General features: G+C 40.1%; 24 protein-coding genes. 8 read left to right on the forward strand and 16 right to left on the reverse strand.

The annotated features are described in order from the left end of the window. Window positions 1-108: 108 nt before the first annotated feature. The 6 genes from ACP14Y_RS16310 to ACP14Y_RS16335 form a co-directional block, all read right to left on the reverse strand. Window positions 109-1,080: a hypothetical protein gene (locus ACP14Y_RS16310; RefSeq protein WP_424963954.1), complete on the reverse strand. Its 972-nt coding sequence runs from the start codon at window positions 1,078-1,080 to the stop codon at window positions 109-111. 598 nt (window positions 1,081-1,678) lie between these two features. Then, window positions 1,679-2,242: a VanZ family protein gene (locus tag ACP14Y_RS16315; RefSeq protein WP_424963955.1), complete on the reverse strand. Its 564-nt coding sequence runs from the start codon at window positions 2,240-2,242 to the stop codon at window positions 1,679-1,681. Between the two features lie 85 nt (window positions 2,243-2,327). Next, on the reverse strand, window positions 2,328-2,828 hold the full coding sequence (locus tag ACP14Y_RS16320) for a GNAT family N-acetyltransferase (RefSeq protein ID WP_424963956.1): 501 nt from the start codon (window positions 2,826-2,828) through the stop codon (window positions 2,328-2,330). Window positions 2,829-3,245: 417 nt separating this feature from the next. Next, window positions 3,246-3,587, reverse strand: a complete 342-nt coding sequence (locus ACP14Y_RS16325; protein WP_424963957.1) for a hypothetical protein — start codon at window positions 3,585-3,587, stop codon at window positions 3,246-3,248. A 2-nt stretch (window positions 3,588-3,589) separates the two neighbouring features. Beyond that, on the reverse strand, window positions 3,590-3,805 hold the full coding sequence (locus ACP14Y_RS16330) for a cold-shock protein (RefSeq protein WP_424963958.1): 216 nt from the start codon (window positions 3,803-3,805) through the stop codon (window positions 3,590-3,592). A gap of 18 nt (window positions 3,806-3,823) precedes the next feature. Continuing rightward, entirely contained in the window at window positions 3,824-5,011 is a 1,188-nt protein-coding gene (locus tag ACP14Y_RS16335) for a DEAD/DEAH box helicase (RefSeq protein ID WP_424963959.1), read from the reverse strand. Between the two features lie 442 nt (window positions 5,012-5,453). Here ACP14Y_RS16335 and ACP14Y_RS16340 point away from each other — a divergent pair, with 442 nt between their 5' ends. Further along, window positions 5,454-8,321, forward strand: a complete 2,868-nt coding sequence (locus ACP14Y_RS16340; protein WP_424963961.1) for a PD-(D/E)XK nuclease family protein — start codon at window positions 5,454-5,456, stop codon at window positions 8,319-8,321. A 57-nt stretch (window positions 8,322-8,378) separates the two neighbouring features. On the opposite strand, the gene ACP14Y_RS16345 is transcribed toward ACP14Y_RS16340, so the two are convergent. Further along, entirely contained in the window at window positions 8,379-8,717 is a 339-nt protein-coding gene (locus tag ACP14Y_RS16345; protein WP_424963962.1) for an HPF/RaiA family ribosome-associated protein, read from the reverse strand. A gap of 555 nt (window positions 8,718-9,272) precedes the next feature. Between ACP14Y_RS16345 and ACP14Y_RS16350 the strand changes: the two genes are divergently transcribed. Together ACP14Y_RS16350 and ACP14Y_RS16355 are read left to right on the forward strand one after the other, a co-directional pair. Beyond that, the gene (locus ACP14Y_RS16350) at window positions 9,273-10,145 is read left to right on the forward strand and encodes a hypothetical protein (RefSeq protein ID WP_424963963.1); all 873 of its coding nucleotides are present in this window, start codon (window positions 9,273-9,275) and stop codon (window positions 10,143-10,145) included. Between the two features lie 418 nt (window positions 10,146-10,563). Then, entirely contained in the window at window positions 10,564-11,190 is a 627-nt protein-coding gene (locus ACP14Y_RS16355; RefSeq protein ID WP_424963964.1) for a pentapeptide repeat-containing protein, read from the forward strand. Window positions 11,191-11,265: 75 nt separating this feature from the next. On the opposite strand, the gene arsS is transcribed toward ACP14Y_RS16355, so the two are convergent. Continuing rightward, on the reverse strand, window positions 11,266-12,303 hold the full coding sequence (arsS, locus tag ACP14Y_RS16360) for an arsenosugar biosynthesis radical SAM (seleno)protein ArsS (RefSeq protein WP_424963965.1): 1,038 nt from the start codon (window positions 12,301-12,303) through the stop codon (window positions 11,266-11,268). A 1-nt stretch (window position 12,304) separates the two neighbouring features. Next, window positions 12,305-12,640, reverse strand: coding sequence for an arsenosugar biosynthesis-associated peroxidase-like protein (locus tag ACP14Y_RS16365; RefSeq protein WP_424963966.1), 336 nt, complete (start codon window positions 12,638-12,640; stop codon window positions 12,305-12,307). Between the two features lie 85 nt (window positions 12,641-12,725). On the opposite strand from ACP14Y_RS16365, the gene ACP14Y_RS16370 reads away from it, so the two are divergent. Both ACP14Y_RS16370 and ACP14Y_RS16375 read left to right on the forward strand, forming a co-directional pair. Continuing rightward, window positions 12,726-13,733 carry a quinone oxidoreductase family protein gene (locus ACP14Y_RS16370; protein WP_424963967.1) on the forward strand — a complete coding sequence of 336 codons (1,008 nt, stop codon included), beginning with the start codon at window positions 12,726-12,728 and terminating at the stop codon, window positions 13,731-13,733. Between the two features lie 217 nt (window positions 13,734-13,950). Then, window positions 13,951-14,406 (forward strand): hypothetical protein, encoded by a 456-nt coding sequence (locus ACP14Y_RS16375; RefSeq protein WP_424963968.1) that lies wholly within the window; start codon window positions 13,951-13,953, stop codon window positions 14,404-14,406. On the opposite strand, the gene ACP14Y_RS16380 is transcribed toward ACP14Y_RS16375, so the two are convergent. Further along, on the reverse strand, window positions 14,403-15,668 hold the full coding sequence (locus ACP14Y_RS16380) for a tetratricopeptide repeat protein (RefSeq protein ID WP_424963969.1): 1,266 nt from the start codon (window positions 15,666-15,668) through the stop codon (window positions 14,403-14,405). The genes ACP14Y_RS16375 and ACP14Y_RS16380 overlap by 4 nt on opposite strands. 79 nt (window positions 15,669-15,747) lie before the next feature. Continuing rightward, a complete protein-coding gene (locus ACP14Y_RS16385) occupies window positions 15,748-15,921 on the reverse strand; it encodes a hypothetical protein (protein WP_424963970.1) in 174 nt (57 codons plus the stop codon). Between the two features lie 217 nt (window positions 15,922-16,138). Between ACP14Y_RS16385 and ACP14Y_RS16390 the strand changes: the two genes are divergently transcribed. Further along, on the forward strand, window positions 16,139-16,570 hold the full coding sequence (locus ACP14Y_RS16390; RefSeq protein WP_424963971.1) for a DUF4920 domain-containing protein: 432 nt from the start codon (window positions 16,139-16,141) through the stop codon (window positions 16,568-16,570). Window position 16,571: 1 nt separating this feature from the next. On the opposite strand, the gene ACP14Y_RS16395 is transcribed toward ACP14Y_RS16390, so the two are convergent. Beyond that, window positions 16,572-16,943: a hypothetical protein gene (locus tag ACP14Y_RS16395; RefSeq protein ID WP_424963972.1), complete on the reverse strand. Its 372-nt coding sequence runs from the start codon at window positions 16,941-16,943 to the stop codon at window positions 16,572-16,574. Then, window positions 16,943-19,381: a penicillin acylase family protein gene (locus tag ACP14Y_RS16400; RefSeq protein WP_424963973.1), complete on the reverse strand. Its 2,439-nt coding sequence runs from the start codon at window positions 19,379-19,381 to the stop codon at window positions 16,943-16,945. Before ACP14Y_RS16400 ends, ACP14Y_RS16395 begins: the two co-directional genes overlap by 1 nt. Window positions 19,382-19,481: 100 nt before the next feature. On the opposite strand from ACP14Y_RS16400, the gene ACP14Y_RS16405 reads away from it, so the two are divergent. Further along, window positions 19,482-20,084, forward strand: a complete 603-nt coding sequence (locus ACP14Y_RS16405) for a sugar transferase (protein ID WP_424963974.1) — start codon at window positions 19,482-19,484, stop codon at window positions 20,082-20,084. Continuing rightward, window positions 20,081-21,190: a DegT/DnrJ/EryC1/StrS family aminotransferase gene (locus ACP14Y_RS16410; protein WP_424963975.1), complete on the forward strand. Its 1,110-nt coding sequence runs from the start codon at window positions 20,081-20,083 to the stop codon at window positions 21,188-21,190. The genes ACP14Y_RS16405 and ACP14Y_RS16410 overlap by 4 nt, the downstream gene beginning before the upstream one ends. Here the strand turns inward: ACP14Y_RS16410 and ACP14Y_RS16415 are convergent. The 3 genes from ACP14Y_RS16415 to ACP14Y_RS16425 all read right to left on the reverse strand — a co-directional run bounded on the left by ACP14Y_RS16415 (window position 21,181) and on the right by ACP14Y_RS16425 (window position 23,472). Then, window positions 21,181-22,041, reverse strand: a complete 861-nt coding sequence (locus ACP14Y_RS16415; protein WP_424963976.1) for a DUF6089 family protein — start codon at window positions 22,039-22,041, stop codon at window positions 21,181-21,183. The genes ACP14Y_RS16410 and ACP14Y_RS16415 overlap by 10 nt on opposite strands. Window positions 22,042-22,297: 256 nt before the next feature. Further along, the gene (gene arfB / locus ACP14Y_RS16420) at window positions 22,298-22,711 is read right to left on the reverse strand and encodes an alternative ribosome rescue aminoacyl-tRNA hydrolase ArfB (protein ID WP_424963977.1); all 414 of its coding nucleotides are present in this window, start codon (window positions 22,709-22,711) and stop codon (window positions 22,298-22,300) included. Then, window positions 22,708-23,472: a sterol desaturase family protein gene (locus ACP14Y_RS16425; RefSeq protein ID WP_424963978.1), complete on the reverse strand. Its 765-nt coding sequence runs from the start codon at window positions 23,470-23,472 to the stop codon at window positions 22,708-22,710. The genes arfB and ACP14Y_RS16425 overlap by 4 nt, the downstream gene beginning before the upstream one ends. Window positions 23,473-23,482 lie beyond the last annotated feature (10 nt).

The following is a 23,482-nucleotide window of genomic DNA, read 5'->3' on the forward strand; positions in this document are numbered from 1 at the left end:
CTAAAATGAGTATATGCGCAAGTTGATTAAAGCACCGGAGTTTCCTTTTTCGCAGTGTCTTATCACATAGCTCAGTTCGCATATTCATTTTAGTGTTTGTTGTGTTATTTATATTTTGGAGTCATATGTCACGGACATGTTTGCAGCTTCCCTTTCCAATAATTCACCAACAAAAGAGTGCCATTTTCCATCAACATATCCATCACCTGTAAATTTCATTTTACTAGTTCCATACATTCTAAAATTCCCACTCAACTTGTGATTTTTTTGGAAATTTTCTAATGTTCCATCTGCTAGGTAGCCGTTATTGAACTCACCAGAATAACCAAATACTTTTGAACCATTATTTATGACAGAGCCTTTTCCAGTATTATGAGGTTGACCATTTTCAAAGTAACCATCATATATCCATTGAGTTTGACTGTTTCCTAATTTATATGTTCCTTTTCCTTCTGGGAGACCATAGGCCCAGTTTGCCTCAATAAAAAACTCACCTTTCGTTAGTTTACCCCATCCATGAGGTTTTGAGTTCCTTATCTCACCAACATAAATCCAGCCAGTTTCGTAAGTGATCTTGCCTTTTCCGTTCCCATATTGGTTACTTATTGGGCCATAATATTCGTAATCATTTCCATATCTAGTCGTCCCTTTTAAGGTACCGGTGTAGCTGCGGTTTTTGTAATTTTCCTCTTTTTCGTACTCAACCGACTCATCTATTTTATCTATCAATTTGGTTAGTTCCCTTGTTTCGTCCTGTGTTAGTTCAAGCACGTCTTTAGAAAAGTCTACAGGTTCTATTTCTTCATCTACTAGTCTAAAAAAGGTTTCTAATTCTTTTTGGGCTTCTTCATAGTTGCCTCCGTAATAAGCCGAAACAATGTGTAGGTATTGGAGTACATAGTTTGTCCCTTCAAGTAACTCCTTACAATCATATATGTAATCAAGCGCTGATTCATACTCCTTGTTCTCGTATCTTTCTTTGGCTGAGTAGTATTTCCCTTGGGCTCGCCAATTCGTTCCCTGTGAATAAGTCACATCGTACAATAATGCTAGACATGCTATTAAGATTATTTTTTTCATGATTCAAATACAGTTAGCTTAGGTAATTTAGATTGTGAAAGTTACTTTACATCGCAATTTCCATCAAGGTCACTTCTTTTTGAACCATACTGAAAGCGATATATTCTTTTGAACATCTTACTGCTCAGTTCCCTTTCTTTTCCTGCCTCAAGTACAACGTATTTAGGATAGGTTTTACCGTATGTATATTCTATACATAATTGTATGTACGCCGTGTTTTCGCAGGTGCTTTTGCATCTATACCCTAGGTACTTTTCTCCAAAACTTGTTTCATAATAAGTATTGCAAGAGATACAACTAGTAGCTTTAGTAGAGCTTGCAAAAGGAATCTCCTTATCAGTTGAAATTTGAAAAAGGTGCAGCGGAATTAAGAAAAAGATGATCTTTAGAAAGTAGGTGTTCATGATTAGATTGTTTTGGTAAGTGATAATTTTTGATAACCGAAATGGAACACAACATTAATATAACGCAAGCGTTATCTACCTTTCAAATATAATAAGAGTGCGCGTTTATAGGCCATATAGGATGTAAACGCGCACTCCTCCTCATTTTCAGCCGGGCTCTATTATCCCGTGATGTCTAAGGCAGATTGCCAGTTTTAATGGTTCTTTCGACTTCCACCGAACCGACTTCTCACCCAGCTCAAAGCAGCACTCCCAATGATAGCCATCGTAATCACCATGCCATTAAAAAGAATGTCTTGTAGATCAAATACCCGGTGAGGCAAGAAGATTTGAATGATCTCATCTAATACCCCAATACTAAAAGCTAGAAGTATGGCAGATATGGCAGGTTTTAGTTTAGATGGTATGGTTGACGTCCGTTCTTGCATAGCACTGTAGACAAAGAGAGACAAGACGGCATACTCAATCATATGGCTTCTCTCCGGAGCTCCTAATCTTAAATAGAGCATCACAAAGACTGCTGTCAGCCCAATCAGAAGAATTAATTCAACCTTGTTTGGTTTTGTTCTTAGGCCGTGAATTAGAATTGCCGTGCCCACTAAAATCATTCCCAGCACAAAAAATACTGCCTGTACATTTTGGTCTCTCAGTTGACTGGCTAGCGGATTGCCAATGAACAAGGTGAGAAAGATAGTTGCAGCCGCAACACCTGCGCCTAGCCACATTCTTTTTTCGCGAGATGATCTAAAGTGGGTCATGAGCTTTTCTATACAAGCTGTGCTAAGTCACTAAATATACCCATTTAAGTAAGCACTGAATAGCCAGGTTGCTATGATAAAACAATTACTTCTGAAGGATCAATTTCATTTGTTCTTCATTAAAATATTTCCCTTTCCATTTGATTGCTTTTTCTTCAAAGGCGAATGTTTTGAATCCAAACTCCTCATAGATTGCTTTAGCATACTTATTGGTTGGTATCACGGTAAGATTGATCTGCTCTATATCAGGGATAAGTGTCACTCTTTCTATGATCATTTCGATCATTTTTTTTGCAATTCCTTTTTTTCGGTATTCCGGCGCTACATAGATTTTAAAAAGTATACCCTTATGTCTGAGCTTGGTTCGAATACTTCCATCTCGCTTAAAACTTGCGACACCAACTAATCGATTTTTGTCAAAGGCACCCATGGTGAAACTATCAGATTGACCGGTTGTAGGAAAGTTCTGCTTTTCCTCATCTTGTGGTGAAATTCTAAAACAGTTTTCATCTTCCATTAATCCTCTTAAAACAAGTTGTTTATGAAGGCTAGCCTGATCTGAGGTTATTTCTCTTACTTCAATCATCTAAATCAGAGTATTACTTTCTTTAAAACCCCCAATACTGGTGCCTTAAAATAGCTGAATTAGTGAAAACGTTGAAATCTCTTGCCATGGTTTGTGTCGTCACAAACCAATGTTTTTTAGGAAGAATCGAGTCTGGGTGAGGAGATTTCATCCTAGTTAAAAAATAGGACGAGTGGAGTCAGTAAACAATGGTGGTTCGAAGTAATTCCCCTTTTGAAACGGTCCGACGATTCGGGCGGTCCGACGTTTCGAGGGTGTGGCAGGTAAAGGGTGGGAGGAGGATGTGAGTACTCACCCGTCTTTTAGGCACCCTCTCTTTAAAGAGAGAGTAGTGGATGGAGGAAGTTGAGAGAGCGCAAATAAAAAACTCCTCCCCACTACTGAGAAGGAGTTTTGTTTGATATGTATTGTGAAGGGTTAATTCTCTAAACGAGATACCTCTAGTACAAACTTCTTGTCCAGCTGAAACTGATACTTGGTTTCCTGGGTCAGTTCATCAGATTTCTCTGAAGACTGCAGAATGCTCAGTAGGTCTGTAGCTACACTGGAGCTCAGCTTGTTTTGTTTTTGATTTTTGAATACTTCCATTTTGAATGTGTATCCGGTGCGCTTCTGATTATTCAAATCAGAAAACTCATGTTGCTGAAACTGGTAGGTTTGAGGTTCATTTTGTGCCTCCACCATCAGCTTCAAAAGTACCGGCTTATACTTCTGCCACAGGTGTGTGTATTTCCCTTCATATGTTGCAGTTCTTACCATAATCAATCGTTTTTGTTTTCTTTATTCTCTTTAGGCTTCTCCTCAGGCGGCTCATCAAGGATGTTTCCAAATTCGTCAACATAAGCAATCATATCATCCAGCTTGCCGCTGGTTTCCTGCTCCTTCTTATCAATTTTCTTCTGGAGCTTTTCCTGACGCTTCTTTTTCTTTTTTTGTGCTTTTTGGTTTTTGATAAAACTGTTCTGGGATCTTGCCATAAATACTTTTTAAGTGAATTAATCGATTAATGTGACAGCACGACCGGTTTTTCCTGCACGGCCGGTTCTGCCTATTCGGTGAACATAGTCGGTATAGTTTCTTGGTGCTTCGTAGTTGATCACTAGTTCCACATCTTTCACGTCTATCCCCCGGGCTACCACATCGGTAGCTACCAACACGTGAACTTGTCCACGCTTAAATTTTCGCAAAGCGATCTCTCGTGCACGCTGGGACTTATCTCCATGGATAGCGTCAGCCGCGATTCCGGCCTTGCATAATAATTGAGAGATCTTGTCAGCTTTACGCTTGGTCTCAGAGAACAGGATTGTACGGGTCTTTAGTTCCCCATCGATCAGTCCTTTAACCATCTGAATCTTATCCTGTCCCTTTACATGTCTTACTTCTTGCTCTATGGCATTGGTATCTTGTGTTGCCTGCTCAGCCTTCACATGAACGGGATCATTGGTCATTTCCTCAACCAATTTCTTTTGAGTAGGGTCAAGTGTAGCAGAGAATAACAATGTTTGATCTTTGGATACCATCTGTCTGTTGATTTCCTGAATCTCCTTTGAGAAGCCCATGTCCAACATACGATCAAATTCGTCCAATACCAAAACATTAAAGTCATTCAGTTTCAGAATCTTTCGTTTCATCATGTCCTGGATTCGTCCCGGTGTACCAATGATGAAGTGATTCTTTCTTCTCAGTGCTTTGATGTTTTCTCCAACAGATGATCCTCCAATCAGGCAGGTAGAAAAGATATTCAACCCTCTTGCCAGTGATAGAAATTCATCGTTGATCTGGGTGGCCAGTTCTCGTGTAGGAGCGATGATCAGTGCATAGTTATCCTGCTTGTGCTCCAGCATATGCTGGATAATTGGGATGAGGAATGCAGACGTTTTGCCTGTCCCTGTACCCGCTATTCCTACAATGTCTTTGCCCTCTAGTGCCGGTAGGATTGCTTTGTCCTGTATCTCGGATGGGTTTTTAAACCCTTTGTCTTTAATCTTGAACACCAATTGAGAATCTAACTCAAAATCATCGAAGGTGTGCTGGTTGACATAAGCTTTACGCTCATTGTTTACAGCTCCTTTATTGGTAAACCTGGAAACGTCCACTTTTTGAGTGCTTTGCTGTCTCCTTCGAGATGGTCTTCCCTTACCTTTTGAGAAGTTTCTCTTTTTTCTTGTGTGTGTTTTATGCATATAATTTTATCTCTCTGTAAAGGGGATTTTACTCAGATGATATAATCGAGGCATAATTATCCGAACGGATAAAGGATTGCTTTTCGGCTTTATAAAATCTGGGGACATCCCCGTGTCATTCAAAAGCCGATAACTATTAGAAATACTCTTTGGAAAGGATTGCTAAGCGAGATGCTTGTGAATTGAGCTGCAAATGTAGTGATTGTTAATTACAATTGAATGGAATTCACCAAATATTATTTTGAGTGAGGGGATTTCATGTAGTACGCACTCTGGATTTATTTTGCAATCTTCAATGTGTAATGTCTTTATGTAAGATTCTGGCACAGGCCCGTGATTCCTTGAATTGTGAGTAAATAATCATCCCGGATTTATTCTAGAATCTTCAGATACTACACGGTCAGTGTAATCAAGTTTATAGAGAATTCACTAACCTTGCCGCATGACGTTTCTTTCAGAAGTAGCTGATCATTTACTTGCCAATCACAAGAGCCAATTAGGTGAGTGCACGGTGGTATTTCCTAACAGAAGGGCAGGGCTTTTTCTAAAGAAACACCTCTCCAAAAAAGTGGATAAGCCTGTATGGTCACCTACGGTGTTTAGTTTGGAAGATTTTCTTTTTCGCTTTTCAAACATCAAAAAGGCAGATACACTTTCGCTGGTATTTGAACTGTATGAAGCGTTTAAGGAACATCAGTCGGGTAGTGAAGGATTTGAAACATTTTACTTCTGGGGGGAAATGCTGCTTCGCGATTTTGAAGAAGTAGATCACTACATGGTCAATCCGAAACAGCTCTTCCATCACATCAAGAGTGACCGACAAATTGCAGAAGACTTTTACTTCCTCGATGAAGAGCAGGAGCGATTGATCCAGAAGTTCTGGCAGGAGTTTTTCCCATCAGCGACCAAATCGCAGGAACAGTTTGTGGAGACCTGGAAGATACTGGCTCTTGTCTATGAGCGTTTTAAGGAACGACTTATCAAAGACGGAATAGGATACACTTCTCATATATACCGCGAGCTTGCGGATCGAATCGAGAAGGAACAACTTTCGATAAGTGGTCCGGTGATCTTTGCCGGATTCAATGCATTGACGCCAGTAGAGGAGTTACTAATCAAGCATTTTGTATCGGAGCACAATGCAGAAGTGCTTTGGGATATCGATGCATATTATTTGGAAAATGAAGTACAGGAGGCTGGTGGATTTTTACGTCAGTATCAAAAGGATGCAGTTCTTGGAAAAAGCTTTCCCAAGGAAATTCCGGCAACCATCAATCGTGATAAGCAAGTAGATGTTACAGGAGTATCTCTGGAAGTAGGGCAGGCCAAAGCGATCGGGGAACAGGTTGGAGAGCTGGTGGGCCAGGGTGTATCACTGGAAGAGATTGTGATTATCCTTCCGCAGGACTATATGCTGTTCCCGGTATTGAATGCCATTCCTGAGCAGGTGGAAAAGCTGAACGTCACCATGGGTTATCCTTTGAAGGAAACGCCATTGTTTGGTTTACTGGAAGCGTCGCTGGAGGTGCAGGAACATATGCAGCTTTCTGCTGAGAATGGCCTTTCATTTTACCATAAGCCCACCCTGGATGTGCTAAGCCATCCTTACCTCTATAAGGAGGAAAAGAATCCGCTTGATAAGCTTATCAAAGACATAAAAAAGAAGAATCAGGTTAGAGTTTTTCAGCCTGATATTTTGGAGGTGGGCTCTTCGGTGCTAAATACCATTTTCAGACAGGTAAACGAAGCGGAGGATTATGCCGCCTATTTGAGAAGTATTGTGGAGGTATTGGGGCAACAGGTGGTAGAACGCTTCGGATTGGAGTGTGAGTACCTGTACCATTTTCAGCAGTTGCTAAGCAGGCTGAATCAAATATTGGAGAGACAGACAGAAAAGGTAGACCTGAAAACCTTTAAAGGACTGTTTAGAAAAGCCACCCAATCAGTCAAGATACCATTCAGTGGGGAGCCGGTGGAGGGGTTGCAGGTGATGGGGGTACTAGAGACACGTAACCTGGACTTTAAGCATGTGTTCATGCTGAATATGAATGAGGATATTTTCCCTGCTGCCCAACGCAATGGATCATTCGTTCCATACCGTATCAGAAAAGCCTTTGATCTCCCAACCTTTGAAGTGCAGGATGCCATCTATGCGTATTTGTTTTATCGATTATTCCAGCGGTCGGAGCGTCTTTCTTTTTACTATAACATGTACGCCGATTTTGGAATGAGCGGAGAGGTGAGCCGGTTCATTCGACAGCTGGAACAGGAAAGTAAGCTTTCCATCAAGCGGAAAAAACTCTCAAATTCCATTCAGGTAAGGGAACGATTACCCATTTCCATTGAGAAGACCCAGGAGGTGTTGGATCGATTATCCATCTATACGGATAGGGTGCCTCCGAAGGATCAAAAGAAACTGTCAGCCTCTGCTCTGAATGTCTATTACAACTGTAAGTTACAATTCTACTTCAAGTACGTGCTTAGGCTTTTCTCCGGAGACGAGCTGAGTGATGAGCTGGACAAGCGAAACTTTGGGAATGTGTTGCATCGTACGTTAGAGTTTCTTTATCAAGATGCGATCGAGGGAAAGACTGATGGATTGGTGACTGCAAATGACTTCTTCAAGATTCGAAATTCTGTTGATGGTGCGATTGAAAAGGCTTTCAGAAAGCATTTCGGAATGGGGGAGAAGCGAAAGTTTGAGCTCAAGGATCGTAATGTAGTGATGGCGGACCTTATCCGAAAGTTTGTGAATAAAATCATAGACATGGATGAAGCTTATGCGCCTTTTTCCATCGTGAGTCTGGAAGGTAAGTATGAGCAAATCTTTCCGGTCCAATCATCCAATGGAAAGACGTATAACATCCGGCTGGGAGCAGATATTGATCGGGTAGACCAGAAAGATGGGGCTGTTCGTGTGATTGACTACAAAAGCGGAAAGGATGCTAAAGAAATCGAAAGCATTGAAAAGGTATTCGATTCCACTCCAGGCACTACCTGGAAGAAGGGCAGAAATAAAGCTGGATTTCAAACACTATTCTACGCATTACTTTACACTGGAAACAATGGAATGGGCCAGGCAGTAATCCCAGGCTTATTGAATATGCAAGAGCTTTTCCAACCAGACTTTGACTACCGCCTGACCCTTGGTGGGAATCCACTAACGGACGCTCGTCCTCACATGGAGACTTTCCAATCGAAACTCTCCGAATTACTATCTGAAATTTTTAACACAGAGCAATCATTTGATCAGACTGAAGATGAGATACGTTGCAAATTCTGCGATTTCAAGGGGATTTGTGGTAGGTAGGTCCAGTATAAATTCATCAGCTGAAGTACCCCTGCCATTACTTGCAGGGACTTTTTCTTAGTATACCTTGTCCGGCCTGTTTTGGTGATTTTCTTTATCCCTTTCTTTCTGATCTATTAATTGCCTTTTCATTCGATCATAAACGTCCTGAGCTGCTGTCACAAAATCTCCTTTGTTGCTCTGTAAATAAAGTTCGTGACCCGGAGCTAAAATTTTCAACTTCACCAGTTTGTCATCTTTTTCATCACTGATGGATTCCATGAAAACATCCATGGAAGTGATTTGATCATTGTATTTAGTCAGCTTTTTGAAATAATCTTTCATGTGACTGATTAAGTCCTGACTTGCATTAAAATTCACAGGTGTTACTTGTATATCCATATCTATATAATCCATGAATTCGTCGAAGTGTTCAGATAAATATGAAAAAGGCTGCAGTTGCGTGCGGGAATATTTGATTCTGTCGTGGAAGGCGTTTGCCAAATGGTTTAAATGCCTAATTGTTTTTTAGAATAAAATATTGTGAATTAGTTATTGTTTCCATTTTGTTAAACTAATATTTCGTTAGAATGATATTATTAAGAATTTATGAATAGTAGAAACATGCTTGCAACTTTCCCGTTATGTGATTCATCTTTGTATTGTAAATCACAAAAAAAACGATCCACCGCCATGGAAATGTCAAAATCTTCTTCGATAAAAATACGGGTTGGAATGCTGATTTTGATCGGTATGTTCATCTTGAGAGCATACGCTGAAACACTTCTATAAACCAACCATAAAATATTCATGCAGGTATTTTTTTCCTGCAAACAAGTCTCTTCATACTTAATTTTTACACTAAGTCTTCACCTGTTCGGTGAGGACTTTTTTATTGGTTGGTACCAAAATGTTTTTAGGGTCTTGTTAATATTCTCTATATATTGGCAATTGCCATCAGCTATGGAAATTATGCATGATAGACTCAAAGATTGGCTCCTGAAGGATTACAAAGTTCCTAAATCCGAAGGTGTGCAGTTTATTACAATATTAATTCTCACCATCCTCACTGGTTTGATTGCTCTGGGAGAGTATGCGGTAGATTTAAAAGCTACCACTCTGCCACTCATTCTTATTCTTCTGGTAGTCAATGTTGCTCTTCTTGTTCTGGCGAAAAGAGGAGTGAATACACGTCTTATTGGAAACATGCAACTCGGAGTGCTTTATTTGATGTTTCAGTTAAGTTTTTTCCTTCTGCCAGGAGCGTTTCATGTGTTTATTTATTGGATGGTATCTATTCCTTTGCTTGCATTTATTTTTGGAAACCTTCGCACCTCGCATGTTTGGCTTGTTGTGGTTTTAATCACCATCAGCGGGAACTCTGCTTACGGTATTAAAACGATGGGAGGTTCTTATGAGGCCAGCATACCCTATTTACCATATGCATTTGCCGGGACGATCTTCACGATAACCTTGGTGGCATGCTTTTCTTTACTTTATAATCTGCTGGGTAAGGCGTATAGCAGACTCAGGTCGAAGAACAGGGAGGTCATTGAGTTAATCAGTCAGCTGAAAGCGATGAACGGATCGCTGGAAAAGGTAGTGAAAGAGCGAACGAAGGATATCGAGGAACGAAATAAGAAACTGAAAAAGTATGCCTTTATGAACTCCCACATGGTACGTGCACCGCTTGCGAATATATTAGGAGCTATTCAGCATTTGGAAGACAAAACTGATCAAATTACCGCTGAGGAGCTTTTGGATATAGTGAAAGTTTCTGCTACCAGTCTGGATGATGTAATTAAAGAAATCGGGCGATCACTTGACGAGCAAGAACGCACCTGACCTGAGAGAAATAATCTCCCTTGCTTGCTTTGATATCTTACAGTAAAACAGTATCTTCATAATGGGTTTAGTAATAACAACTAAGTCCATCAGGTGGTTAGCTTGGACCTTGTGATTTACGGATTGCTGGGCCACACCAACCCAAAGGCGAGTGTCCCTCGCCTTTTGGATTTATAAAACCTCCATTCGGAATTAATATTTACCGATCTCTTGTTTGGAGTAACCATTGTCTTTTACCGGAGTATTATTAGTGACGATGCAACTTTTTGAAATGTATCGCATCATATAATCAAACACTTGTAAAACTATGGAACTCTCAGCTTCTCAATCCACGAAAATTAGAATCGCAATGCTGATTCTTTTCAGTCTTTTTCTTCTACGGGGTTTTGCTCAAAATTCTGTGGAGGCTTCCCAAATCATGAAAGATATAAGAGAAGGAAAAACGATCTCCTATGAAAATACAACGATTGTTGGTGATCTGGACTTTACATATATGGAAGAAAAGTTGCCTGAGCTTCCAAAGAAATCCAAATGGTGGAATAATGGCAGTTCCAATACGGTAGAAGAATCCATCGATGTAGCAATCTCATTTAAAAACTGTACGTTCACAGGAGATGTATTGGCGTACATTCATGAAGATAAATCGGGATACACTTTCGTTGCAGATTTTGACAAAGAGGTTGTTTTCGCCAACTGCACATTTGAAGAAAATGCTATGTTCAAGTATTCGGATTTTGATGGAATGGCTAATTTTTCAGGAGCGGACTTTCAGCGAAAATCCACATTCAAGTATGCGGAGTTTGACAATAGGGCTGATTTTTCCAATACCCGCTTCGACGATGATGCCACATTCAAGTATGCTCAATTTGATGAAGGAGCAAGCTTTAAAAATGCGGTATTTGAAGAGTCATGGAATATTAAATACCTAAAAGCACGCGGAGAGTTTGATATCGCTGGACTGGAGGTTTGGGATGATATTGACGCGAAATACACAAAAATCAACGGCAAAAGTTTTACAAACTACCTGGTGAATTCGAGAAATTAATTCTCTCTTCATATATACACGAATACCAACTCGTGACTCTACTATAAAGTCTATCTCATTAGGGATGGACTTTTTTTATGTTGTAGCGCCACCACAGCTGGATCCGGCACCAGCAGTACATCCATAGCAATGCTGATTTAGAATGATCTCACGCTTTTCCAGAGCTTCAATATCAAACTGGCTGATGTGACTCGGTGCATTGACTTTGAGCTCCAGCATTTGATTGAAATCACAATCATATAAATGTCCATCCCAGCTTACACTTAATGTATTTCGACACATAACACCTTCTGCTGCAGCTGGATTAAATGCATTGACCAGCTCGTTCATATAGTCCTCATATTTTTCTGTTTTCACCAAATACTCCAAAAACCTGCTTACAGGAAGATTAGTGATCGCAAATAAATCGTTGAATTCGATTCCATACTCACGCAGCTTCTTTTTGAACTGTGCAGTAAGTGATGCCTGATCACCTGGAAGAAATGCTCCGGCCGGATTATAGACCAGATCCAGCTTGAGGTCCGTACCTTCTTTTCCATACCCCACCGCATTTAGCATCTGAAGCGCTTGGATGGATTTATCAAAAACGCCATCTCCACGTTGTGCATCTGTTCTTTTAGCGGTAAAGTAAGGTAGACTGGAAACCACGTTAACTCTGTGCTTCTTAAAGAAATCCGGGAGATCATTGTATTTCGGGTTTGCCAGGATGATGGTGAGATTACAGCGGACAATAACCTGTTTGCCCATAGCGGTAATTTGTTCTACAAACCACCTAAAGTCAGGATTCATTTCCGGTGCGCCTCCTGTTAGATCTACTGTTTTTATATCTGTATCTCGAAGTGCATCGAGGCATTGCTGCATGGTCTCCTTGGTCATGATCTCCTTTCGATCGGGTCCTGCATCAACATGACAATGCGCACACACCTGGTTGCACATCTTACCAACGTTTACCTGAAATATCTCTATGTTGGTCGGCTTCAAAGGAAATAAACCGATATCCGAAACCTTATCTTCAAATTTTGTGATATTGATTGAGTCAACATCATCCAACACCTCTATTTGTCCCTCAGGAGAGGATAATTTGTGTTTTTGCCTTTTTAGCGATTTTAGCATATTACATTAATTTGTCATTGACCTGGTTCATCATTTGTACTCCATGTACCAACGAAGCGCCTCCTCTGATTGCAGTTGTGACATGCAGTGCTTCCATCATTTGTTCCTCATCTACCCCTTTTTTCAGCAAGTCATCCGTATATGCATCGATGCAATAGGGGCATTGGATGGCATGGGCCACAGCTAGAGCAATCAGCGATTTCTCCCTTGCCGTTAGAGCGCCTTCTTCAAAAACACTACCGTAATAATCAAAAAATTTGTCTCCTAGTTCTTTCTGCCATTCGGAAACTTTACCGAATTTTTTTAGGTCTTCTCTGTTATAATATGTCTCTTTCATTTTTTCTGTTAGTTATACTCGTGAAGTTAAAACATTAAATTGCCTGCGTTTTGACAAATCAGGCCAAACGTCACAATCATTACGTATGAAAGCATATCAATTACGAAAAACAGGTAAACCTCAGATTTTAAAAATTGAAAATATTTCAGAGCCTTCACCGGACGCTAATCAAGTCAAAGTGAAGGTGGAAACAATAGGGATCAACTATGCGGAGATACTTTCGCGTAAGGGTCAGTACAGTTGGGCTCCCAAAAAGCCATACGTTATGGGAATGGAGTGTTATGGTGAAGTGACAGAATTAGGTGGGGATGCAACTAAATACAAAGTGGGAGACAAGGTCATCGTAGGCCAACAGTATGGTTCATATGCAGAATATGTTTGTGCCCCCGAACATCTTTGCTTTCCAGCTTTCGATGCATTCACGCCGGAAGAGAATGCAGCATATATTGTAAACTTCATGACTGCCTGGGTAGCTCTGAAAAAACTGTGCAGGGTTGAGTCTGGAGAGCGTGTATTAATCCAGGCTGCTGCTGGTGGAGTTGGTACTGCTGCTGTTCAGATTGGAAGTGCCTTGGGATGTAAGGTTTATGGGACGGCAAGTCGCGACTATAAGTTGGATTTAATTAAAGAATTGGGAGGTACTCCAATTAATTACAGGGAACAAGACTTTTATCAGGAGATAATAAATGATGGTGGTAAGATCAATTGTGTGCTAGAGACAGTAGGAGGTGAAGTATTTAAGAAAAGCATGAAACTTCTCGATTCATTTGGTCGCTTAGTAGTGATTGGTTTTGCCAGTATGAACCTGAAAATCTGGAATCCTTATTCCTGGGTAAAAACATATTTAGATGCACCAAAAGTCAATATGATGAAAATGGCGACTGAAAGTAAAGGAGTATTTGCATCTCATATAGGGTATTTAACAGAAAATGAGGCATTGACAGCTGAAATATGGGATGAGCTTTACGCTTTTGTAAAAGAGCACCATTTGAAACCTATTGTGGGAAAGGTTTTCCCGTTTTCCCAACTACCTGAAGCTCATACATATATGGAGTCTCGTGAATCCGTAGGGAAGTTAGTCGTTAAGTTATAATCATTCGTAGAAAAAAACTGATGATCCCTAATACCGCTTTGGTATTATCAAATGATAAAAAAAAATAGAAAAACCTTTGTCAGTTAATTAAAAGCTTATAAATTCGAGTATAGATAGTGAGTATCTATTTTCCATAGCTGGTTCTTAATGATGAAGGGTTCCCCGCCGGGATCCCTTCTTTTTTTTGAGTTTTAAAACTATTCATTAAATTTATCACATGATAAATGATCGTATACATAAATTGATTAGAGTTTTGGATATGAATCCAACCTCGTTCTCTGAAAGTTTGGAGGTAAGTGTAACGGTCATATTTAATATCATCAAGGGTAGAAGAAGCAAACCTAGCTACGACCTTATTCACAATATCCTAAAGACCTATGATAAGCTAAATGCAGATTGGTTGATCAAAGGAGAGGGATCGATGTGGAATGATGATATCGTTACTTCACAGGAATTTGCCCCCACGCACGTTAATCTACAGGCTCGCATCAGAGAACTTTTTGTAAAGATGCGTTTGGAACAACCGGATTCGCATGAGGTGCTTGAACTTGAAGAATTAGTAGCTTTCTTGATGGATGAGGCTTCTGAACAAAAGAATAAGCTCATTCTACTGCATGAGAGACAGGAGGGTATGCTAAATGTTCTGAAAGAAAAACTAAAACTGAAAGTTTAATCGATAAACTTCAGATCCACCAGCTCCTTCACGATACTTCTCCTCATTCTTACTTTCTGATACCAATTGTATCCTACTGAAAATAGCAGAAGAGCTAGTAGTGAACCTGAGATCAATTTAGAGTAGAATAGGATGGAGGCGATTCGTTCCTGTCTTGCAACTTCGTCCATATATCTTTTGGTAATCAAATCGATATTATATTGTTTGTCAGTTTCCTGAATTTTTTGCTGCATCTCCAGGTAACCATCCACCTTATTGGAATATATAGTACTGTAATTTCTTGCTTTAAATGGATTGCCTAGTTCATAGTTTAATTGGGATAGTGATCTGAATAGCTCGTATGAAAAGGCTTCATTTTGAACAGACTCAACTAAGGGTTCAGCAGATGCGTACGCTTTTTGAGCTTCAGCGAAAGCTCCTTTTTGGAATAAGAAGTCACCGAGAGCTTTGTAAGAAATAAATAAACTTCTTTGATCTACGTCCGATATTTCATTTTTAAGTTGAATTGAACTTTTAATTAATTCAATTGCTTCCTCGTTATTGCCTAATTCATACTCAATCTCACCGAGATTATGCAATGCTTTTGCTTTATAGAGTTGATACCCATCCGCTACCTCTATTAATTGTGAGAAATACTCTTTTGCTTTTTCCAAATCGCCTAATTCCCAATGGATCAACCCTAATTCATTGATGATTCTTTTCTTTCGTTCCTTCTCTGAAATTTCAATAAGACTATTGAATAATTTAATGGCACTGTTAATTTCATCGGTTTGTGCATATGTTAAAGCTAGATTAAACTTTAAGCTTATACTGTTTTTTTGGTCGCCAATTTGGTCGGTGATATTTATCGCTTCAGTGTAGTATTTTATCGCTAATTCGTTAGCCTTATAAATCCTATACGTATTTGCTAAATTTTTTCTTAATGAGACTTCATCATCAAGGAGTCCTTCATAATCGGCATATTTCGCATAACGAATGGCTTCTAAATAGTGAAGGACTGATTTACCGATATTGTTGTCCTTTTTATGCAAAAAACCCAAAAGGTAATTGAGCTTAACTATGCCGTAATAATCATTATCTTGATTGCATTTATCTAAATAATTATAAGATAATGTATAAGCTGAGTCAATATTTGTTTTAGTAAGAGAATAAATACCATTTAATTCCTTCTCATTGATCGAAAAAGAATAAGCCGATATTGTTGATACTAAATAAACTAAAAGCAGAAGCTGCTTTCCCATTCCTAATAACTGTTCTTTCAACAATGATAAAAAAAAACGCTGAGTAATTTCAGCGTTTTAAGGAATCTTTCGTCAAAAGCGGCTTCTTCTTATACCAATATTAATTTGATCCAGTTGGATCATCGTCTCCATCTCCACCATCACCATCTGGATCGGTAATCTGAGCGTTTAGTTCAGTATCTTCAATTAGTTCTTCCATAGCTGCATCTTCTGAACAGGCTGTAAATGATAATGCGGCAACAATTGCGAGGGCTGTAAATAGTTTTCTTTTCATAACTCAATAAAGTTTTTAATGATGTGACAAATATAGAATAAAAAATAATTTTACACATAACTAAAGTATTTTTTTTATAAATTATTTTTGTCAAGGTAACCATTTGACAATAAGACAGTTATATGTAAATAAAATTATTTTATATCACTGATTAACATAGGAGAAATGTTTTAACCGATAAGGGATTTATATTCGCTGAATTAAAAAAAACTTACGTATGAAATATTTTGTAATTGTACTCATAGCCATAGCCTGCACGGCTCCTGCAGAAAAGTTTTCAAGTCATGGTGCTGAGATTACCTCAAATGATGCTTTGAATACAGATTCTTTTCTTTCTAAAGTGAATGATGAAGATCAGGTGTTTAAAGTGCGCGGTACGATTGAGGAGGTTTGTCAAATGAAAGGTTGCTGGATGACCCTGAAAAATGATAAAGGGGCTAACATCCGGGTAACTTTTAAAGATTATGGTTTTTTTGTTCCCAAGGACATCAGTGGGAGTGAAGTGATAATCGAAGGTTTAGCAAAGAAGGAAGTGCTGGAAGAAGATGTAGCCAGACACTACGCTGAAGATGGTGGAAAGGAATATGATGAATCAATGAGAAACTCCATCACCTTTGTAGCAAGTGGAGTACTTGTAAAAGAAGGCTAGGTCAGCTGTACAGACTCCTCTGCTTGGGTTTTATAAATAGTGATCTAAAGCTGGTACCGGAGAGAGAAGCAAATCCTCCGGCCAGCCCTCCTATAAGTCCTGTTGCAAAAACCAAAAAAACCGGGTCACTGACTTGCATAATTTCGGCCACTTTGGTGCTGAATGCCGATTCATTAAGCACATCTATGTTCCATGCATGTCCCATCCAGACCAGGCCTACTCCCAGAAATCCCGCTACAAAAGCATTCAATCCTGAAGAAGGAGAGATGTAGCATACCAGAAAAGCGACTACCATTGCCGTCCACCAGGTAAAAAATGGTGACAAAAAATATGTAAGTGCGCCTATTACTATGAGTCGGATTATTAGCTTCATTAGTTCGAATTAAGTGTAATACTATGTGTTATCTCTGGTTGATCAGGGGAAAGAGATCGCTCAAATAGTAGTTGATAATATTCACCGCTAGCCCAGTCATCAATCAAATGTCCATAGGTAGGATTCCCCGGATTTCCAGACTGGCTTCCAGGGTAAACACCCCAGGCATTTACATCTCCATCGCCCAGTTCTACAATCATTCTCCAAGAAGGACCATGAGAACCGGAAGCTGCATTTACGATGTGGCGATTACCTCCAATTTTGATTTTCCCTTCATTGAAAGGGCTAATTCTTAACAAGTGTCTGATTGTCGTGTTTTTATACTGATACCAGAGCAGCGAGTTACCTTCTTCCTCGAGATATTCTTCCAGGCTCTCAATCGCCTCCTTAAATGTTTGCCGCATTAAGTCACCGCTTGATTCAGTGACAGAAGTAGACTGATTGTCTATCATGAAAAAATCCGATTGGCTTTTGAGAATTTCTACAGTAGTGTACCAGTGAGGTCTGTATACTGCTACTTCACTGCTATCAATTTCATCCCAAAGCTTGCTATTCAGTTTTCTCCACCATACTTCATAGATGGTTGCGGCTTGTAAATCCGGATTATTGAAGTAGTCCCAGCCCGCCAGTTTATTGTAATAATCCCACTCTCTATCTGTGAATGAGGCTGAATCAAGGCTATCCAGCATCATAGGTAATGCCTCAGACGCATTGTAGTTAAAGTTGTCATGCTGCAGATTCATCATATCTTCCACCGTGATTTCATCCATCACTCGTAGACGATCATTGATTCGTCTACCTCTGTAGTACTCATAGTTGTAATCATATTGATAGTATGGGTAAAGCGTGTCTGCTGCATGCTGGTTGGCTGAGCTGACAAAATTTTGGGGAGGGTTTTTCACATGAAGATTGTGCGAGCTGGGCATGTAGATTTTCCATTCATGATCGATATTACTTCCATCCATCAGGAATTTCCCTTGCTCTTCCCATTTCACAGGGAATTTCCCATTGACCCAAAGGGCAATGTCGCCGTTCACTGCAGCAAATGAATAGTTTTGTGGCGGCCCACTGAAATAACTAAAGGCTTCAACAAATTCGTCGTAGTTTTCTGCCTTGTTGCCCAAATAAAGGGCTTTTATCTCCTTACTCGCATCATGTGCGATCCACTTCATAGCCAGGTTTGTTACTTCGCTGCGATCACTAGTAAAATTTCGATCGTAAACCACCGGACCGTGATGGGTATAAATGATGGTATCGTAATAGCTGAATGATCCTCGAACTTTAATCTCCTCTATAACCTTTTTGGTAGGCACCCAGTTATCATTGTAGAGGTATTCTTCCCTGGAGTCATCTTTGAATTGGATGTAGTACCAATCAACCAGATCTCTCTTCGCATTGGTGTTACCCCACGCAATCGAATCATTAAAACCAATGGTGACTCCCGGACCACCTGGTAGAGTGGCACCCATGACATTGATAGTAGGGCTGTTTAATTGCATTATGTACCAGATGCTTGGAAGATTGAGACTTAAATCAGGCTCGTTTGCCAGAATTACTTTGCCATTGGCTGTTTTCTCTCCATTCACCACAAAGCTGTTGCTGCCATTATCAGGGTCAGGATTTTCGATCATCGGATCAGTGAAATAGAGTGGAAAGGTCACATCTGGTTTCTCAACAACAATTGGGTCAAAATCAAATGATGTACCAACTGGAATGACCGGATCTACTATATTAGGTCTTTCCGGATAGAGTATTTCGAAAACTTCACGACCCCATTTTTTTAGTGCATTCGTGTGCTCCAGATCACGCTCACCCCTGGAGAGCATGTTGTTCATGTTGGCAATCAACAGGAAACATTTCAATGGCGTCCACTCCTCAGGTTCATAATCCAGGAGTTTGTATTCTATAGGTAAGTCTGCATAGGATAAAGATTCGATGTAGGCATTTACACCGGCACTATATGACTGAATGAGTTCGTATACTTCTGGTTCTTCCTTTTTAAATAACTCTTCTGATTTTCTGGCACCATGCATGAGCCCAATGCGTCTCATTCTTCGATCGATATCAACCAGGCTGGTGGTTCCAATTTTAGGACCAAGGATTTCTGCTAACCTTCCGGCTGCAGAGTACAGTTGAAATTCCATTTGCCATAGGCGGTGATAGGCAGTAACATATCCTTGAGTGAAGAAAAGATCTTTTTCATTGCTGGCAAAAACATGAGGGATTAGTAGCTCATCAAAATACACATTCACGCTATCGGATAGTCCTTCTACTGATTCTGACGCTATATCGATTGCAACATTTTCTGCGTTTTGCCAAAATCCGTGGAAGGGGCTAAGAAATTTACCCAAGGGAGGAATAGCGCCTATTTTGGTGTTTAAGGCGATTCCAATGGCTAAGGCGATACTGAAGGAGATGACGAAACGAAATGTTTTCATGAAACCGATGGAGCCTGTTCGGCTATTTCTTGCTGATTGATAAAAACTAATTTGAGGTGAAAAATATCAAATAAATAGGGTAATGCCTATTTTTAGCATTATGAGGCGCAGTAAATTTTATGAGAGAGGGGTAAAGCCAGTTTTCGATCGATTGTTTGCCTTGATCTTGTTACTCATTTCACTGCCGTTTCAAATTATTATCGCCGTAGTTTTATCGTTTCACTTTATGCGATCACCATTATTTCTACACAAGAGAGTAGGGAGGAATGAATCCACATTTAAGCTTTTGAAATTCCGTACGTTTAGAACGGACTTTGATGAAAAGTCCATGACTCGTTTAGGCCGATTTATTCGCTCCTATTCACTGGATGAATTGCCTCAATTGCTAAATGTCCTGAAAGGAGAAATGTCTCTTGTAGGCCCCAGGCCACTTTTGGTTGAGTATCTCAAGCACTATAATGACGAAGAAGAAAGAAGGCATGTGGTCTTACCGGGGATCACGGGCTTGGCACAGGTAAATGGTAGAAACACGATTGACTGGGACGAACGGATGAAGCTGGATGTGTTTTATGTGGATAACATTTCATTTATGCTGGATATGAAAATTTTGTTAAAAACAATTCTCGAAGTTTTTAAAAAGGACTTAACCTCTTATAAAGACGAGAAGACGATTACCTTTAGTGAATACGCATCGAAAAGGTGAAAAATCAGCGCATATATCTATCGCCTCCTAGTGTAGGAGAAGAGGAACTGGCGGAAGTCTCAAAATCTTTGGCCAGTGGATGGGTAGCACCAATAGGTCCATCTATTGACGCGTTTGAATCTGAGCTTGCCAAGAAATATGAGGGCAGAGAGGTGGTTGCTCTCAACTCCGGTACTTCAGCCTTGCACCTGGCATTGGTAATGGCCGGGGTTGGAGCAAATGATCATGTGCTTGTTAGTTCATTTACGTTTGCAGCTTGTGCCAATGTGGTAATCTATCAGGGAGCTATCCCGGTTTTTCTGGATAGCGAGGAAGTGACGTGGAACCTTGATCCAGGGGCACTATCAGAGTACCTGCGTACCGCTGCAAAAACTCCAAAGGCACTGGTTGTTACCCATTTGTACGGCATGCCAGCCCAAATAAATGAAATCATCCGAATAGCTAAAGAGCACGATATCATCGTGATAGAAGATGCCGCTGAAGCACTGGGTGCACGCTTAAATGATGAGGAGGTAGGTACGATGAGTGATTACGGTATTTTGTCTTTCAATGGAAACAAAATTATCACCACGAGTGGGGGTGGAGCATTGATCTGCCGTGAAGAAGATAAAAGTCGGGCCATTTACCTGGCAACCCAGGCGAATAGTGGTGAACTGACATATGATCATAAGGAAGTCGGATATAATTATCGAATAAGCAATGTTCTGGCTGGCATTGGACTAGGTCAGTTAAAGCAGCTTGAATCCTTCATTGAAAAGAAAAGATGGATTTTTGATCGATACAAAAGTGAGCTAGAAGATCATTTTAAATTTCTGGAAGAACCGCCAGTTTGTTTCTCCAATAGATGGCTGACTACTTGTACATTGAAAGACCTAGATAAAGACATCATGGATCTAATCCAATTCCTGAACAGTCATAACATCGAATCACGTAGGTTGTGGAAACCACTTCATTTACACGAAGCGTATGATGATTATGCCTTTCATGGAAGTGGAGTATGTGAAGAAATATTTGAAAAAGGCATTTGCATACCTTCAGGTACAGGACTGACCACTGATGAGCAAGACTATGTGATAGCTACAGTGAAAAAATGGTTTCAGTCGTAGGCTGAGGGCTTCTTAATTATGGCCTTGTTTTTTCTGGAAAATAGATCTGGAGGAAGAAAAATTTCAGCCTTTAAGCTTATCTGAAGGAAACTATCATTGGTATCCGGGTCACCTCTTCTTCCTCCGGGCTGAATTTGATCGTAGTATTCAGGGTTAACTACACCCACCTCATCCTTTCGGTCGGCCAGCAACTCAGCAGTGGAATTTGGAAATTCCGAAGCATAAGTGTTGGAGACATCATCCAGATAGTCAGTGAACGCATAATGATAGGAGATTTCCAGATTGACATTCAGAAACTCATTCACTTTGAATTTTCCTCCAATACCAACAGGAATCGTCGTTACCCACTTTTTATAATCAACACCTTCTGTACGAGCTTCTCGAAGCTTATAGCGCTCTCCACCTAGCTCCGCAGTAGGGGTGAATTTCATATAGCCAACGCCTGTAAATAGGTAGGGGTCAAACGTCCATCGTTTATAATAATCGCCCTGATAGGGCTTCAGGTAATAGACAGCATGAAATTGGAAATGCATGTTTCTCGACTGGAACGAGAGATTTCTTTGCCTTTGAAAAGAGCTGTCCGAAGCATTTTTATCATCACCGGATAGCGTAAAAAAAGAACCCTCTAAACGTGCCCCCACCCGATTTAACAAGCGAGCTTCTATCCCGAAACTTAATTGTGATAGATCATCATTGATACTGTTTCTTTCATTGAGCTCTCCGAAATATGTAGAAGTACCTGTGCCAACTGAAAAAGAAAAATATCGATCGTTGTACTGCCAGGACAAAAAGTTTTGGGAACTAGCTGCAAAGTAGCAGAAGAGCAGAACTAAAGTGAGGAGCGTTCTCATTAGGACTCAAAAATATTGCAGAAAAGTTTCCGACCAGTGCTGGTCGGAAAACAATTTCTACAAATAATCACCCTAATCGTTTGCTTTTGCGTGTAAACCATGTTTGTTCTAACGTAACAAACACAGCCACTAATATTAATGAGAAAATTAATGTCGCCATAACTAGCAAATTCTTATACAATATTACGGCAGAGCTTCACCCTGTTTTGCTGGGGTAAAATCTTATAATTATTTAGGTATTATACTTATTTTTTGATTAAATGGGCTTTTGACGCCATTTCTTCTTTTCACCGTGCTTTCTTTTGTTATCCAGCCGTTTCTTTTTAGATGCTTTAGTCGGTTTGGTCGGTTTTCGCTTCTTCTTCTGAGCAAAGGCTTTTGCCAATATCCGATCCAGCTTCTTAAAAGCCATCTCCTTATTCTTGACTTGGGATCTGGAGCTATCTGCGCTTATAATCAGCTCCCCATCCTTCGTTAGCTTGGCAGCCAGCTTTTCCAGGATTGTTGATTTTTGAGCTTCCGTTAGCAACTGGGATTGTGCGACATTGAAACGCAGAATTACTTTAGTTTCCACCTTGTTCACATGCTGCCCGCCCGGACCACCACTTCTTGCTGTTGTTACCTCAATTTCTGGTTTGAGCCTACTTATTGAAATGGGTTTGGTCCTCATGATTTCATTCGCTTGCTGTCACTCTGCTGATAAGCATCATCATAGTCTGTGCGAAGGGTTCCCATGATGCGATCCCAAAACAAGAAGTATAGCCCGTAATTTCCGGTAAATTGCTTATGATGCTGATTGTGATTAACCGAGGTGTTAATCCACCTTCCCAGCCAATGCCTATTGAAACCTTTGGGATACAATTCATACCCTAGATGCCCATAAACATTATAGACAATCATAAAGATTAAGAACGCCAACAACGCAGTGCGATGAAAAGGGATCAGGAAAGCGATTGGAAAAATGATACTTGCTTCAAAAAATGCTTCAATGGGATGGAAGGCATAGGCTGCCCAGGGTGATGGATTGGTCGACTGATGATGTGTTCGGTGTACCCATTTAAAAATCTTTGGATGATGCATCACTCGATGCATCCAATAAAAGTATGTGTCGTGCAGGAGGATCATGAGGAAAATGCTAAGCCACCAATAACCCCTTCCTAACGCTTCGATACGTTCATATTGCAAGGTGTAACTTCGAAGTGGAGAGGCAAAAACAATAACCGCTACCACCATAAAGATGATTACGGTGATGAGCGAAAAGATGATCTCACGCCAGTAATCGTTGGGTTTTGGAAATGTTTGCTGGATTTTCCAGTACGACCATCTGGATTTGAAAATCACATAGAAGATCAAAAATGCAAAGCCGGCAACACCAAAATATCGAAGGAGATTTAATGAAATGGAACGTGTAACTACCTCAATGACATCCATGATTCTAAAG

The organism is Ekhidna sp. (assembly GCF_965247405.1).
Lineage (GTDB): Bacteria > Bacteroidota > Bacteroidia > Cytophagales > Cyclobacteriaceae > Ekhidna.